Genomic DNA, 14,636 nt, shown 5'->3' with positions numbered 1-14,636 from the left:
GGGGTAGGCATGACCGACACCGGCCAGGTCCCGGGCGAGGGGCTGCCGGAGAGCGCAGGCATGGTGGAGCAGCCGGGCGCCCACGCGGCGCAGGGTGCGTACGCCTACCTCTCCGAGACCACCGCCGAGGACGAAGACCTGCTGCTGCCCGGCTCCCACGGCGCCTGGGGCAACGAGGTCGCCCCGCCCGCGCCGGAGCCGGTCGTCGAGGCCGTGCACGAGCCGGGCCCGCACGAGATCTCCGGCCGCGACAGCGGCTCGGTCGACCTCAGTGCCGTCCGCACGCCGGCTCCGACGGCGCCTTCGACGCCGATCCCGCCGATCACGCCGCGGCGCCCGCTGCACCTCGGCCCACCCATCCCCGACGCCTCCGCCAGCCCGGTCCGCTCCCTGGCCGACCGCGGCGCCGTAGGGGCACCCGTGCGCCAGCCCGGCCCGGTTCCGGCCGGCCCCGAGTACCTGGACGTTCCGCAGCACCGCGAGGCGCCGGCCCCCCAGCCCGCGACTCCCTGGGCCGCTGCCGCCCCCGCCCAGGCCGTACCGGCTCAGGCGCCGGCCCCCGCGCCGGTGAGCGCCGAGGCCCCGGCTGCCGAAACGGTTGTCCCGACCGGGCAGCCCGGCGGCGAGCCCGTGGGCGCGGCGCAGGCCGTGGTGGCCCGCGTGGCTACGGAGGCCGTGGCCTCGGGGGCTGCTCCGCAGGGCGCGCCGGAGGCAGCGCAGGCGGCTGCGGCCGTGCCCCAGGGTGCGCCGGAGGCAGCGCAGGCCGTCGCTCCGGACGCTCCGCAGGGTGCCGCGGCAGGAGTGGACGTGCCGCACGAGGGCGCGTACGACGGTCAGATGCCGTCGGCGGGTGACGCCGCGCCGGTCGACGCCGTGGTGCCGGGCCCCGAGGCCGGTCAGGCTGCGGACGCGGTGCCTGCCGCGAGTGGCGGGGAGGCGCCGGACGCCGCGCAGGTTCCGGGTGCCGAGACGGTGCCTGGCCAGGACGCCGGTCAGATGCCGGTGGCCGCGGGCGAGCCGACCGCGGGCGAGCCCGTGGAGGCCGTGCCTGCGGCGGGGCCCGGCGCCGACCCGGCGGCTGTGGCCGGGCCCGAGGCCGAGGCCGGTGCGGAAGCGGCGGCTCCGGTCGATGCTGACGGCGGCGATGTCCCGGTGGGCGAGGCCGGCCCGGATGCCGGGCAGGCCACTGGTGCCGAGCAGGCTTCGGAGGGCGCGGTGGCCGCTGAGGGCGCGCCGGTCGCCGGGGAGCCGGTGGTCGAGGCCCCTGCGGTTTCCGCCGAAGCTGCGCCTGAGGTCGCCCCGGAGGTGCCCGAGGTCGCCGCGCCGGAGGCTGCCGAGGCCCCTGCGGTTGCGGACGCCTCCGAGACGCCCGCGGCTGACGCCGTGGAGGCTTCCGAGACGCCCGCGCCTGAGGCCGTACAGGCCTCCGAGACGCCCGCCCCCGATGCGGTGCAGGCCCCTGGTGCTCCGGCCGCCGAGGTCACCGACGTGGCCGACGCCGCCGCCCCCACGGGCCCCGCTCAGGTCTCCGAGGAGCCCGCTCCCGAAGCGGCTCCTGCCGCCGAGGTTGCCCCGGCCCCCGAGGCCGTCCCCGCTGCCGAGGCCGCCCCGGCTGCACCCGAGGGCGTCGCCCCGGCCGTCCAGCCGGCTCCGGAAGCCGTCCCGGTTCCGACCGAACCCGACACGGCACAGGCCCCCCAGCCCGCGGAGGCGGAGCAGGCCGCCCAGCAGCAGAGCGAGCCGCCCGCCCCGGCCGCGCAGCCCGCGCAGGACCCGCAGCCGGTGCAGGCCCCCGAAGCCGTCACGGACCCGAACGGCGCGCCCGCGCCGCACCCCACGCCGGACGGCGCCCCGACGGACGCCGACGCCGAGGCGCAGGCCGTGGCCGCGACCGCCCCCGAGGGAGCCGCTCCTCTTGCGGACACCCCGGACGCCGAGCAGACCCCGGAGGTGCCCGCCGAGCAGGCCGAGGCTCCTCAGCCGCTCGCCGCAGCCCCCGCCCCCGACGCCCCCGCCCCCGACGCCGTCGCCCCGGACTCCGCCGACGCCCAGCCGGCCCCGGCGGATGTCCCCCCGGCGGATGTCGCGCCGACCGGGATGCCCGAGGCGCCCGAGCCGTTCGTCGCCGAGCCCGCCGGCCCGCAACTCCAGCCCGCAGCCCAGTCCGCGCAGGTCACCGAAGACGTGGCGCAGCCGCCGGTCGAGGCCGCGGAGTCCGGCCAGGGCGAGGCCCCGGCCGTCATCCCGTCCCGCATCCCCCAGGAGGCCGCGCCCGGCCAGCCCCTGGGTCAGTTCGTCCCGGTCGAGGGCTCGGTGCCGGCCGCCCCGCATCTCGCCCCGACCCCGCCGCAGCCGACGGTCCTCCCCGCAGCGGAGGCACCGGCTGCCGTCGCCACGGTCCCAGCACCTCGTGACGGCGACCCCGAAGCCGTACAGCACGCGGAGGACCTGGACACCCGGGCCGCCGACCAGGAAGACCAAGAAGACCAAGAAGTTCCCGCAGAAGAGAGCACGGCCCCGGTGGAAGAAGCACGACAGTCCACGGGCCCCGCCGCGCCCGCCTACGACGACGCCGAGCGCGAGGCCGTCCTCAAGGTCATGCGTGAGCGTCGGGACATCCGCAACGGCTTCCGCAGCGACCCCATCCCGCACGAGGTGCTGCTCCGCGTTCTGGAGGCCGCCCACACCGCGCCCTCCGTGGGCCACTCGCAGCCCTGGGACTTCGTCGTCATCCGCTCGGCCGACACCCGGCGCACCATGCACGAGCTGGCCATGCGTCAGCGCGAGGCGTACGCCAAGTCCCTCCCCAAGGGCCGGGCGAAGCAGTTCAAGGAACTGAAGATCGAGGCCATCCTCGACACCCCGGTGAACATCGTCGTCACCGCCGACCCGACCCGCGGCGGCCGGCACACCCTCGGCCGCCACACGCAGCCCCAGATGGCGCCGTACTCCGCCGCGCTCGCGGTGGAGAACCTCTGGCTCGCCGCCCGCGCCGAGGGCCTCGGCGTCGGCTGGGTCAGCTTCTTCGACGAGCGCGAGATGGTCCGCGCCCTCGGCCTGCCCGAGCACCTGGAGGTCATCGCCTACCTGTGCGTCGGGTACGTCGACGAGTTCCCGGACGAGCCCGAGCTGATGCAGGCCGGCTGGTCCAAGCGCCGCCCGCTGTCGTGGGTCGTGCACGAGGAGACGTACGGCCGCCGCGCGCTGCCCGGCGAGGAGCCGCACGACCTGCTCGCCGAGACCGTCGCCCAGATCCGCCCGCTGGACGCCAAGGCGCTCGGTGAGGCCTGGGAACGGCAGAAGCGCATGACCAAGCCGGCCGGCGCGCTCGGCATGCTGGAGATCATCTCCGCGCAGCTGTCCGGTCTGTCCCGGCAATGCCCGCCGCCGATCCCGGAGCCCGCGGCCGTCGCGATCTTCGCCGGCGACCACGGCGTGCATGCCCAGGGCGTCACCCCCTGGCCGCAGGAGGTGACGGCCCAGATGGTCGCCAACTTCCTCGGCGGCGGCGCGGTCTGCAACGCCTTCGCCGGCCAGGTGGGCGCGGAGGTGTGCGTGGTGGACGTCGGCGTGGCCGCCGACCTGCCCGCCACGCCCGGTCTGCTGCCCCGCAAGGTCCGCGCGGGCACCTCGGACATGACGACCGGCCCGGCGATGACCCGCGAGGAGGCCAAGCAGGCCATCGAGGTGGGCATCGAGACGGCCCGTGACCTGGTGGCCGCCGGCAACAAGGCCCTGCTGACCGGCGAGATGGGCATCGCCAACACCACCGCGTCGGCGGCCCTGATCTCCGTCTTCACGGGCACCGACCCGGCCGAGGTGACGGGCCGTGGCACCGGAATCAACGACGAGACCCTCGCCCGCAAGACCGAGGTCGTCCGCCGCGCCATCGAACTCCACCAGCCGGACCCGGCCGACCCCGTCGGTGTCCTCGCGGCGATCGGCGGCTTCGAACACGCCGCGCTGGTCGGCCTCCTGCTGGGCGGCGCGTCCCTGCGCACACCGGTGATCCTGGACGGCGTCAGCGCCGGCGCGGCGGCCCTGGTCGCCCGCGCGATCGCCCCCGAGGTCCTGGCGGCCTGCATCGCGGGCCACCGCAGCGCCGAGCCCGGCCACGTGGCCGCCCTCAACAAGCTGGGCCTGCGCCCCCTGGTCGACCTGGACCTGAGGCTGGGCGAGGGCACGGGCGCGCTGCTGGCCCTGCCGCTGGTGCAGAGCACGGCGCGGGCGATGCACGAGGTGGCGACGTTCGATTCGGCGGGAGTGACCGAGAAGTAGGCGCAGGGGCATTCGGTACGACAGCACCGGATGCCCTGCCGACGTCCCGAGAGTGGGGAGGGTGGGCACAACCACCCACAGCCGTGCACCCGGCAACGACGCTCAGCCACCGGACACCTGAGCCGCCCTCCCCGCCCGCCCCGTAAAATCCGCACGTCAGGGCCACTGCACCGCCGTACAGAGGAGCCGCACCCTCATGGCCGAAAACCCCGCCTACCCCGTAGGCCTCCGCCTCACCGGCCGCAAAGTGGTCGTCCTCGGCGGCGGCCAGGTCGCCCAGCGCCGCCTCCCGGCACTGATCGCAGCAGGCGCGGACATCCTCCTCGTGTCCCCCGAGGCGACCCCCTCGGTCGAGGCGATGGCGGACGCGGGGGAGCTCACCTGGCAGAAGCGCCCCTACGAGGAGGGCGACCTGGCCGACGCCTGGTACGCCCTCATCGCCACCGGCGACAAGGAAGCCAACACCCGAGCCTCCGCCGAAGCGGAGCGAAACCGCGTCTGGTGCGTGCGCTCCGACGACGCCGACGCCGCCACCGCCTGGACCCCGGCCACCGGCCACAGCGAGGGCGTCACGGTCGCGGTCCTCACCACCAGCGCGAGCGGCCGGGACCCCCGCCACACCGCCGCCATCCGCGACGCGGTCGTCGAGGGCCTGCGCGACGGCACCCTCGTCGCCCCCCACCACCGCACCCGCACTCCCGGCGTCGCCCTCGTCGGCGGCGGCCCCGGCGACCCGGACCTGATCACGGTCCGCGGCCGTCGCCTCCTTGCCGAGGCCGATGTCGTCATCGCCGACCGCCTCGGCCCGCGCGACCTGCTCGCGGAACTCCCGCCGCACGTCGAGGTGATCGACGCGGCGAAGATCCCGTACGGCCGTTTCATGGCCCAGGAGGCCATCAACAACGCCCTGATCGAGCACGCCAAGCAGGGCAAGTCGGTCGTACGCCTCAAGGGCGGGGACCCGTATGTCTTCGGCCGCGGCATGGAGGAGCTCCAGGCCCTCGCCGAGGCAGGCATCCCCTGCACGGTCGTCCCCGGTATCTCCAGCTCGATCTCGGTGCCGGGCGCGGCCGGCATCCCGGTCACCCACCGGGGCGTGGCCCACGAGTTCACGGTGGTCAGCGGCCATGTGGCCCCCGACGACGAGCGCTCGCTGGTCGACTGGCCGTCGCTGGCGAAGCTGACCGGGACCCTGGTGATCCTCATGGGCGTCGACAAGATCGGCAAGATCGCCGAGACGCTCGTGGCGCACGGCAAGTCCGCGGACACCCCGGTCGCCCTGGTCCAGGAGGGCACGACGGCCGCCCAGCGCCGCGTCGACGCGACCCTGGCGACGGTCGCGGAGACCGTACGGACCGAGGACGTGAAGCCCCCGGCGGTCATCGTCATCGGCGAGGTCGTGAAGGTCGGCCCCACGGCCTCCGCACCGGGCGAGTAACCCGGGGTAACCCAACCCGTTCCAAGCCGTTGGCACCGCACCCAGGACAAGGCAGTATCACCCTGTGGCCGATCTCATCACCGTCGAGGACCCCGACGACCCGCGCCTGCGCGACTACACGGGCCTGACCGACGTCGAACTGCGCCGCAAGCGCGAGCCGGCCGAGGGCCTGTTCATCGCCGAGGGCGAGAAGGTCATCAGACGGGCCAAGGAAGCCGGCTACGAGATGCGCTCGATGCTGCTCTCCGCCAAGTGGGTCGACGTCATGCGCGACGTCATCGACGAGCTCCCGGCCCCGGTGTACGCGGTCAGCCCGGAGCTCGCCGAGCAGGTCACCGGCTATCACGTGCACCGTGGCGCGCTCGCCTCCATGCAGCGCAAGCCGCTCCCGACGGCCACCGAACTCCTCCAGACCGCCCGCCGGGTCGTGATCATGGAGTCGGTCAACGACCACACCAACATCGGCGCCATCTTCCGCTCGGCGGCCGCCCTCGGCATGGACGCGGTCCTGCTCTCCCCGGACTGCGCCGACCCCCTGTACCGCCGCAGCGTCAAGGTCTCCATGGGCGCGGTCTTCTCCGTCCCCTACGCCCGCCTGGACACCTGGCCCAAGGGCCTGGAGTCGGTGCGCGAAGCGGGGTTCGCTTTGCTCGCCCTCACCCCCGACGAGAAGGCCAAAACCCTCGACGAGGCGGCCCCGCACCGGATGGACCGGGTCGCGCTGATGCTCGGCGCCGAGGGCGACGGCCTGTCCACCCAGGCCCTGGTCGCCGCCGACGAATGGGTGCGCATCCCGATGGCCCACGGCGTCGACTCCCTCAACGTCGGCGCGGCGGCAGCGGTCGCCTTCTACGCGGTGGCCACGGGCCGTCCAGGACTCTGAGGCGATGGTCCAGCGCCAGGCGATCGTCGCGGTCCTGCTCCGCGCCGACCGCTTCCTCGCCATCCGCCGTGGCCCGGCCGTCCCGCGCCCCGGCTACTGGCAGCCCCTCAGCGGCAAGATCGAGCCGGGGGAGACCCAGCGGGAGGCGGTCGTCCGGGAGGTGCGCGAGGAGGTCGGCCTCACCGTCGTACCCCTGGCGAAGGTCTGGGAGTCGGAGACGGACGACGGCCGCTTCCGCCTCCACTGGTGGACGGCCCGGGCCGAGTCGGGCGACGTGGTCCCAGAGCCGGGCGAGGTCGGCGAGGCCCGCTGGGTCACACCGGAGGAGTTCCTCTTGCTCGACCCGGTCTTCGAGGGCGACCGCGAGTTCTTCGAACGCATCCTGCCCGGCCTGTGACGCGTGCTCGGGGCGTCTCCTATTCGGAGTACTCGGAGCCGTTGAACTCGAACGTCGACTCGTACCGCTCGGACATCAGGTCCCCGTCCAGCGGCTCGTAGCCCGGCTCCAGGTGCTCCTGCCGTACGACGTCCCCGTCGTCGCCGAGCCCACGGTCCGGCCCCTGGCAGCCCTGCGCCGCCGCGATGCCGAGCGCCACGAGCAGCGTCACCACGACGAACACGAACAGCCGCTGCCGCAGCAGCTGCGGATTGGCGGGCCGCCGCCCCGTCCCCGTGTTCCGCGGCGCCGGACGGCCGGTGCCACTGCGCGGCGCGGGCCGGTTGCCGCTGCCCGACCGTGAGGTGTTGCGGGCGGCGGGCGTCTGACGGCCCCCGGACCTGGGCGGCCCGATACCGCTGTGCGAGGAGCTGCCGCCCCTCGACGGGGCCCCGTCCCGTGCGGTGCCGGGCCCGCGGGAGGCGCCGTTGCCGCGCGGCATGGCGGTGCCGCGCGGCGGGGAAGCGCCCTGTGGGCGCCGCTGGGCGCGCTGCTGCTCCGCCGGGTAGCTGTCGGCGAGCCGCCCGGTCGGCCGGTCCGCCTCACCGCTGCGCGGCGCGGGCGGGCGTACGTCCGACAGCCCCTGCGCCTCCCGGGCCGCGATCTCCTTGAGGCGCAGCGACAGCTGGAGCGTGCTCGGCCGCTCCTCCGGGTCCTTCGCCAGACACGCCCGCACCAGCGGGGCGAGCGCGTCCGGTACGCCGTACAGCTGCGGCTCCTCGTGTACGACGCGGTACAGCATCACTTCTGAACTGCCATGCCCGAAGGGCGAGTCACCCATCGAGGCGTACGCGAGCGTGGCGCCGAGCGAGAAGACGTCCGTGGCCGGGGTGACCGCGGCGCCGCGTACCTGCTCCGGGGCGAGGAAGCCGGGGGAGCCGACCGCCGTGCCGACGTGGGTGAGCGTCGAGGCTCCCGTCGCCCAGGCGATACCGAAGTCGATGATCCGCGGGCCCTTGGGGGACAGCAGGATGTTGGAGGGCTTCAGATCCCGGTGCACGACCCCGGCCTCGTGCACGGCGACCAGTCCCTCGGACAGGGCGGCGCCCACGGCGGCGACCTCCGCCGCGCCGAGCGGGCCCTCGTCGGCGACCTTGTCGTGCAGGGAGGGGCCGGGTACGTACTGTGTGGCGAACCAGGGGCGGTCCGCCTCCAGATCGGCGGCGACGAGCCGTGCCGTACAGCCCCCGCGGATCCGCCGGGCCGCCGAGACCTCGCGCGCGAACCGCGAGCGGAACTCCTGGTCCTCCGCCAGGTCGGGCCGGATCACCTTGAGCGCGACCCGCTGCCCCTTCTTGTCGGAGCCCAGGTAGACGACGCCCATCCCGCCCGCGCCGAGCCGTCTGTGAAGCCTGAACGAGCCGACAACGCGCGGGTCCTCGCGCCTCAGGCGCATCATCGCCATGTTCATCCCCGCTGCCCGGTCCGTGTGACGAGCCACAGCTTACGTTTCCACGGGCCGCCGTGCGCAGAGGCCGCGCCCTCTCGGGGCGATGGATTGTCAGTGGTGGGTGGGAGACTTGAAGGGTGGTCAGGGGGCTGGTGAGCAGGGCGACTTCGGCCTGGTCTCTCAACCAACCGCCCATCACAGAAGGGGGATTGAGCCCGTGAAGGGTGATCGCGTGGAGATAGTCGTGGACGCAGGGGACACGACACGTACATACGAGGTGGTGGCGAGCAGGGCGGGCCGCCGGGTGGAGACGGCGGTGCGCCGCGGTGTCGTGGAAGTGAGCGAAGTCACCCGAAGCGGTTCCGTGGTGCGTACGGCCCGCTTCATGGCGAACCGGGTCCTGGCGCTGGTCGAGCAGCCGGTCCCCAGGGAGGACAGCTCGGAGAAGAGTACGGACAAACCGGGACAGGTCGGGCGTCCCCTCGGGGAAGACCCCGAGACCTAGGTCCTCGTCTCCACCCAGGGGAGTACTCCGCAGGTCATGGCTCATCCTCCGGGAGGCCCGGCAATCGGTACGAGGGCATGACGTGCGGGGGTGGCCCCGCGCCTAGATTTGAAGTCAAGCGGCGGGTGCAGCACTCGTCCCCCGAGGTCAGACACCCGCCGCTGCCAACGACAACTGACACAGGTCAGGAGAGGGACCATGGCCCAGACGGCACCGCGGACACTGCTCCGCATGCAGGAGCGCACGGCGCTGCGCCCCCGCCGTCAGGGCCGCCGCCACCCCCTGGTGGCGACGCTCATGGCCCTTCCCCTGGCGGCCCTGCTCCTCCTCGTCTTCGACGGCTGGGAGACAGTGGCCACACAGGCGTCGTCCGTGGGCGTGATGCTGGGGCGCTGAGCGGCGACCCCAGGCCCGGAAGAGCGGTCCGGGCGGGGACATCCACCCATGAAACCCCGTGGGGACGGGGGTGCGGCGGACGGCACAAATGCCGGCGCAGCTGGGGAGCTGCGCCGGCATTGCTTTTCCCTCCTGGTGGTGGAGCCGGTGTGCATGCCGGGGGCGGGTGCGTGGGTTTCGACGGGTGGCTGCGGTGGTCCGGTGCGGCTGAGTGGCGGGCGCGCGCGGTGCCTGCGGCGGCCCGCGCGGATTGTGGGGGCGCGCCTTGCGCCTACGGTTCGTCGTGGGTCGGGGCCGCGCCGGGGGTATCCGTCCTCGGGCTGGCGCGACTCGGTCGCTCAGTGGGACGCCCGGCGTTGACGCGCCAGCCGCTGCGGGCGGGCACCCCCCGACACGTCCCCTTCGCGCCGTACGCGACCCCTCGCCCCCACCCCAATGGCCCCGGGCTGCGCGCCCCCGACGCCGCGCACCCATCCAGCGAACCGCCACCGGAATCACGCCGTACCCTCGGCCCCAGCCCATCCGCACACAAGGGACCCCCGTGACGCCGAACCCACTCCTGCCCGCCCTCACCGCACGAGCCCGGGCCGCGGCACACGCACGTACCTCCGGCTGTCCCTGCGGAGCGACAGTCACCCTCGCCGACCGGCCCGACGCCACCGTCGTCCGGCACGCGGACACCGTGGCCAAGGCGCACGCCCCGGACCTCACCCCTGCCGATCTGTCCCCCCGCCTCACCGCCGCCGCTCGCCTCCCCGGCCTCCTGCTGCCCCCGCTCAGCCCCACGCCCGTCGATCTGCACGGCCGACTGGTGAGTTTCTGGCCGCACGGCACACCTGTGGACCCCACGGATCCTGACGCGGCGCCCTGGGAAGCGGCCGCAACCCTGCTCGCCCGCCTCCACCGCACCCCCGCACCCGTCCCCCTGCCCCCCATGCGCGGCCCCGCCAAAGCCGCCCTGGCCTTGGCTCGCCTCCGCACCACCGCCGACGGCACAGACCTCGCCGCCGGCACCACCGCCGTTCTCCGCGCCTGGGACACCCTTCCCGCCTGGGCCCGCGCCGAGGCTCCCCAGCCCGACACCACCACCCTCTGCCACGGCGACCTCCACCTCGGCCAACTCGTCCGGCATCCGGCCCCGGACGGCTCCTGGCTGCTCATCGACGTGGACGATCTCGGCGTGGGCGTGCCGGCCTGGGATCTCGGGCGGCCGGCCGCCTGGTACGCCTGCGGGCTGCTGCCGCCCGACGAATGGAGCCGCTTCCTGGCCGCGTACCGCGCCGCCGGCGGCCCGGCCGTGCCCGCCGACGGAGATCCCTGGCCGGCTCTGGACATCCCGGCTCGCGCCCTCGCGGTGCAGACTGCGGCCCGGGCCATCACCAAGGCCCTGGCCGAGGAGCGTCTCCTGGACGAGGTCGAGCAGTCCCTCGTCGACGCCTGTGACCGAATGGCCGCCGTCCCCCCGGAGTTGGCTCATGGGTACGCAAAGTAGGGTGCAACCGACCGCAGCCGGACAGAGTCTGTCCTGGCGATACGCGAAGCAGGACCGACCGGCGAGGAGTTGAGCCGACCATGCAGTGTCCGAAGTGCCGAGCCCCGATGCACACGTACAACCGCAACGGCGTCCAGATCGAGCAGTGCAGTGGCTGCCGCGGGATCTTTCTCGACTACGGCGAGCTGGAGGCGCTGACCCGCCTGGAGTCCCAGTGGTCCCAGCCGGCCCCGCCGCCCCCGGCCGCCCCGCAGGCGTACCCGGCGGCCCCGCAGGCCCCCGCCTGGGGCGCCCCGCACGGTGGGCACCACGGCGGTCACTACGGCCACCGCCGTCACAAGAGCTTCGGCCACATGCTGTTCTCCAGCTGAGCCGGACCAAGCCGAAAGAAGCCCCCCGGTCGTCGACCGGGGGGCTTCGGTGTGTGGACGATACTGGGATTGAACCAGTGACCTCTTCCGTGTCAGGGAAGCGCTCTCCCGCTGAGCTAATCGTCCTCGGGACCACGACCACGCCATGGAGCGGATCATGGGCACTGCGTGCGCGATACTGGGATTGAACCAGTGACCTCTTCCGTGTCAGGGAAGCGCTCTCCCGCTGAGCTAATCGCGCGGGGGATCCGAAGATCCAGTGGACGATACTGGGATTGAACCAGTGACCTCTTCCGTGTCAGGGAAGCGCTCTCCCGCTGAGCTAATCGTCCTTGGAGGTGGAGACGGGATTTGAACCCGTGTAGACGGCTTTGCAGGCCGTTGCCTCGCCTCTCGGCCACTCCACCAGGAGTGCAGGGGGTCGGGAAGATCCCCTTGTTCCTTCGAGCGGACGACGAGGCTCGAACTCGCGACCTCAACCTTGGCAAGGTTGCGCTCTACCAACTGAGCTACGTCCGCTTGTCGTTTCGTTCCGCTCTCGCGGCCCGGCGACGTGTTGAACTCTAGCGGATTCCGGGGCCAGTACAAAAACGCGTTTGTGCAGCGTGCTGCGCTGCGCCTGCTCAGGGACCTGCCGAAGCCCCCCGAAGGACACGGCCGGGTCACCCGCAGGACACCCGCCATAGACTCGACTGCGTGCTCGACCTCCCTCCTCTCGCCCGGTTCGGCGACCGCGTCGCCACCGGCCTCCTCGATGTCACCAGCGATCCCGCGGCCCTGGACTCCAGTGGTTTCTGGGCCGTCTGCGCCGACTTCGAGGGCGGTCTGACCTGCGCCCGCTTCCGGGACGTACGAGAGGAGCCGGTGCCCGCGCCGGTGCCGGGAAAGTGGCAGGGGCCGGCGGCCGGTGACTGGACGTCCTCCCTCGACCGCGCCGCATACACGGCGGGCGTACGGCGCGTCCGAGAGCACATCGCGGCCGGCGAGGTCTATCAGGCGAACCTCTGCCGTGTGCTGTCGGCGCCCGTCGCGCCCGGCGCCGACGTGGACGCGCTGACCTCCCTGCTGGCGCGCGGCAACCCGGCGCCGTACGCAGGAACGATCCGCCTGCCGGATCACGGGGTGGAGATAGCCACCGCGTCGCCGGAGCTGTTCCTGCGCCGCGACGGGCGGGTCGTCGAGTCCGGGCCGATCAAGGGGACCGGACGCACCGAGGCGGACCTGCTGGAGAAGGACTACGCCGAGAACGTGATGATCGTCGACCTGGTGCGCAACGACGTCGGCCGCGTGTGCGCGACAGGGACCGTGACCGTCCCCGACCTGTGTGCCGTGGAGAAGCACCCGGGTCTTGTCCATCTGGTGTCCACCGTCCGCGGTGAGCTGCGCGCCGACGCCGGCTGGGCCGAACTGCTCGACGCCGCTTTCCCGCCCGGCTCGGTCACCGGCGCGCCCAAGTCGAGCGCGCTGCGGATCATCGACGCGCTGGAGACGGCGCCACGCGGGCCGTACTGCGGGGGAATCGGGTGGGTGGACGCCGACCGGGGTGTCGGCGAGCTCGCCGTCGGGATCCGTACGTTCTGGATCGACCGGGCCGAGGGGGCACTGCGGTTCGGTACCGGCGCGGGGATCACCTGGGGGTCGGACCCCGAGGGGGAGTGGCGGGAGACCGAGCTGAAGGCGTCCCGGCTGCTCGCGGTAGCGTCGGGTGCGTACGAGGTGAGTGGAGAGGGACTGACGACGTGAAGATCTGGCTCGACGGCGGGCTGCAGGACATCGAGTCCGCCCGTGTCTCCGTCTTCGACCACGGGCTGACCGTGGGCGACGGCATCTTCGAGACGGTGAAGGCGGTGGACGGCCGGCCGTTCGCGCTGACCCGCCACCTCGACCGGCTGACGCGCTCGGCACACGGTCTCGGCCTGCCCGAGCCCGACCACGACGAGATCCGCCGCGCCTGCGCCGCCGTCATCGAGGCCAACCCGATGCCGCTCGGCCGGCTGCGGATCACCTACACCGGCGGCCACGGCCCGCTCGGCTCCGACCGCGGCGAGCACGGCCCGACCCTCGTGGTCGCCCTCGGCGAGACCACCCGCCGCCCCGACTCCACGGCCGTGATCACCGTGCCCTGGACCCGCAACGAGCGCGGCGCGCTCACCGGCCTGAAGACGACCTCCTACGCCGAGAACGTCGTCGCCCTCGCCCGCGCCCACCGGCACAGCGCCTCCGAGGCCCTGTTCGGCAACACGGTCGGGCAGCTCTGCGAGGGCACCGGGTCGAACGTCTTCGTCGTCCTGGACGGCGAGATTCACACCCCGCCGCTCGCCGCGGGGTGCCTCGCGGGCATCACGCGCGCGCTGACGATCGAGTGGACCGGCGCCAAGGAGACCGACCTGCCAATGGACGTGCTGGAGCGGGCCGAGGAGATCTTCCTCACGTCCACGCTGCGGGACGTTCAGGCCGTGCACCGCGTCGACGACCGTGAACTGCCCGGCCTCCAGGGCCCGGTGACCGCCAAGGCCATGCGGATCTTCGACGAGCGGTCCGGGGACGACCTGGATCCGTGACGGCGCCGATATTCGGCTGACCACGGGCGTCCTGGCGGGTAGAACACCCGTGATGACCACGACCCTGCGGCCGACCGAGCCGCTTCAGCGCAAGAACGACGGGACCCGTTCGCGCCACTATCAGGTGTGTGTGAACGGCCGTCCCGTGGGCGTCCTTCACCTCGGCACGCATCCGGTCTTCGGTGACGCCGTGGCCCGCATATCGAAGCTGCGCATCGAGGAACCGGACCGGCGGCGCGGCCGGGGCACGGTGGCCGCCCTCGCCGCGGAGGAGGTGGCGCGCGGCTGGGGCTGCAGGCGCATCGAGACGACGGTCCCTGGCGACTCCCCGCCGGCACTCCGGCTCGCCACGGCGCTCGGCTACGTCGTACGCAACCGCGGCATGGAGAAGGCGCTCGGCGACACGCCGCCCGATCTGCCGCCGGGCAGCCGGGCGCGGGCCATGACGGAGGCCGAGTACGGACCCTGGCTCGACAAGGGCCAGGAGGACTACATCCGGGACTGGGTCGAGCGCGGGGTCCCGGAGGCCGAGGCCCGGGCCAAGTCCGAGCGGGACCACGCCGCGCTGCTGCCGGAGGGCCTTCGCACGCCGGGTGTGTTCATCAGCGTCCTCGAACACGAGGGAACCCTGGTGGGCACCCTGTGGGTGGCGTCGCGCGAAGGCGGCGCATACGTCTACGACGTCGAGACCGACGCCGCCCACCGCGGCAAGGGACACGGACGCACGCTGATGCTGCTGGCCGAGGCCCAGGCGATCGCCGCTGGGCACCGGGTCATCGGCCTCAATGTCTTCGCGGGCAACACCCCGGCCGAGCGGCTGTACGAGTCACTCGGCTACGAGACCAAGCAGTACGCCCTGTACAAGACGCTGCTGTAGCGGCCGGCC

At 73.6% G+C, this 14,636-nt stretch carries 12 protein-coding genes and 5 tRNA genes; 11 read left to right on the top strand and 6 right to left on the bottom strand.

Annotated elements, in window-relative coordinates:
- Positions 1-9 precede the first annotated feature (9 nt).
- The 4 genes from cobT (at position 10) to AQI70_RS26770 (ending at position 6,996) form a co-directional block, all read left to right on the top strand.
- Positions 10-4,278, top strand: coding sequence for a nicotinate-nucleotide--dimethylbenzimidazole phosphoribosyltransferase (gene cobT / locus AQI70_RS26785; RefSeq protein ID WP_062154461.1), 4,269 nt, complete (start codon positions 10-12; stop codon positions 4,276-4,278).
- Positions 4,279-4,474: 196 nt separating this feature from the next.
- A complete protein-coding gene (cobA, locus tag AQI70_RS26780; RefSeq protein ID WP_062154459.1) occupies positions 4,475-5,716 on the top strand; it encodes a uroporphyrinogen-III C-methyltransferase in 1,242 nt (413 codons plus the stop codon).
- A 64-nt stretch (positions 5,717-5,780) separates the two neighbouring features.
- Complete coding sequence (locus AQI70_RS26775; protein ID WP_062154457.1) at positions 5,781-6,599, top strand: TrmH family RNA methyltransferase; 819 nt, start codon at positions 5,781-5,783, stop codon at positions 6,597-6,599.
- A 4-nt stretch (positions 6,600-6,603) separates the two neighbouring features.
- Positions 6,604-6,996 (top strand): NUDIX domain-containing protein, encoded by a 393-nt coding sequence (locus tag AQI70_RS26770; protein ID WP_062154455.1) that lies wholly within the window; start codon positions 6,604-6,606, stop codon positions 6,994-6,996.
- A 19-nt stretch (positions 6,997-7,015) separates the two neighbouring features.
- Here AQI70_RS26770 and AQI70_RS26765 read toward each other — a convergent pair whose 3' ends face one another.
- Positions 7,016-8,446, bottom strand: a complete 1,431-nt coding sequence (locus tag AQI70_RS26765) for a serine/threonine-protein kinase (RefSeq protein ID WP_079051497.1) — start codon at positions 8,444-8,446, stop codon at positions 7,016-7,018.
- 196 nt (positions 8,447-8,642) lie between these two features.
- Between AQI70_RS26765 and AQI70_RS26760 the strand changes: the two genes are divergently transcribed.
- The 4 genes from AQI70_RS26760 to AQI70_RS26745 all read left to right on the top strand — a co-directional run bounded on the left by AQI70_RS26760 (position 8,643) and on the right by AQI70_RS26745 (position 11,189).
- Complete coding sequence (locus tag AQI70_RS26760; RefSeq protein WP_062154453.1) at positions 8,643-8,930, top strand: hypothetical protein; 288 nt, start codon at positions 8,643-8,645, stop codon at positions 8,928-8,930.
- A 198-nt stretch (positions 8,931-9,128) separates the two neighbouring features.
- Positions 9,129-9,326 carry a hypothetical protein gene (locus AQI70_RS26755; RefSeq protein WP_062154452.1) on the top strand — a complete coding sequence of 66 codons (198 nt, stop codon included), beginning with the start codon at positions 9,129-9,131 and terminating at the stop codon, positions 9,324-9,326.
- Positions 9,327-9,867: 541 nt separating this feature from the next.
- A complete protein-coding gene (locus AQI70_RS26750; RefSeq protein ID WP_062154450.1) occupies positions 9,868-10,818 on the top strand; it encodes a phosphotransferase family protein in 951 nt (316 codons plus the stop codon).
- 80 nt (positions 10,819-10,898) lie between these two features.
- Positions 10,899-11,189, top strand: a complete 291-nt coding sequence (locus AQI70_RS26745; protein WP_078504326.1) for a TFIIB-type zinc ribbon-containing protein — start codon at positions 10,899-10,901, stop codon at positions 11,187-11,189.
- A 54-nt stretch (positions 11,190-11,243) separates the two neighbouring features.
- On the opposite strand, the gene AQI70_RS26740 is transcribed toward AQI70_RS26745, so the two are convergent.
- From AQI70_RS26740 to AQI70_RS26720, 5 genes are all read right to left on the bottom strand, one after another.
- Positions 11,244-11,315: transfer RNA gene (locus AQI70_RS26740), tRNA-Val, on the bottom strand.
- A gap of 43 nt (positions 11,316-11,358) precedes the next feature.
- Positions 11,359-11,430 (bottom strand) — tRNA-Val (locus tag AQI70_RS26735).
- A gap of 19 nt (positions 11,431-11,449) precedes the next feature.
- A tRNA-Val gene (locus tag AQI70_RS26730) sits at positions 11,450-11,521 on the bottom strand.
- A 1-nt stretch (position 11,522) separates the two neighbouring features.
- Positions 11,523-11,596: transfer RNA gene (locus AQI70_RS26725), tRNA-Cys, on the bottom strand.
- A 39-nt stretch (positions 11,597-11,635) separates the two neighbouring features.
- Positions 11,636-11,708: transfer RNA gene (locus AQI70_RS26720), tRNA-Gly, on the bottom strand.
- Between the two features lie 177 nt (positions 11,709-11,885).
- Between AQI70_RS26720 and AQI70_RS26715 the strand changes: the two genes are divergently transcribed.
- Genes AQI70_RS26715 through AQI70_RS26705 form a run of 3 tightly spaced genes read left to right on the top strand, consistent with a single transcriptional unit; the run spans position 11,886 to position 14,627 of the window.
- Complete coding sequence (locus AQI70_RS26715) at positions 11,886-12,932, top strand: chorismate-binding protein (RefSeq protein ID WP_062154448.1); 1,047 nt, start codon at positions 11,886-11,888, stop codon at positions 12,930-12,932.
- Positions 12,929-13,750 carry an aminotransferase class IV gene (locus AQI70_RS26710; RefSeq protein ID WP_062154446.1) on the top strand — a complete coding sequence of 274 codons (822 nt, stop codon included), beginning with the start codon at positions 12,929-12,931 and terminating at the stop codon, positions 13,748-13,750. The genes AQI70_RS26715 and AQI70_RS26710 overlap by 4 nt, the downstream gene beginning before the upstream one ends.
- A gap of 52 nt (positions 13,751-13,802) precedes the next feature.
- Entirely contained in the window at positions 13,803-14,627 is an 825-nt protein-coding gene (locus AQI70_RS26705) for a GNAT family N-acetyltransferase (RefSeq protein WP_062154444.1), read from the top strand.
- The last annotated feature ends 9 nt before the right edge of the window (positions 14,628-14,636 follow it).

Source organism: Streptomyces curacoi (genome assembly GCF_001513975.1).
In the GTDB taxonomy this organism is placed as follows: Bacteria; Actinomycetota; Actinomycetes; order Streptomycetales; family Streptomycetaceae; genus Streptomyces; species Streptomyces curacoi.
This window is presented reverse-complemented; position numbering and strand designations above follow the sequence as displayed.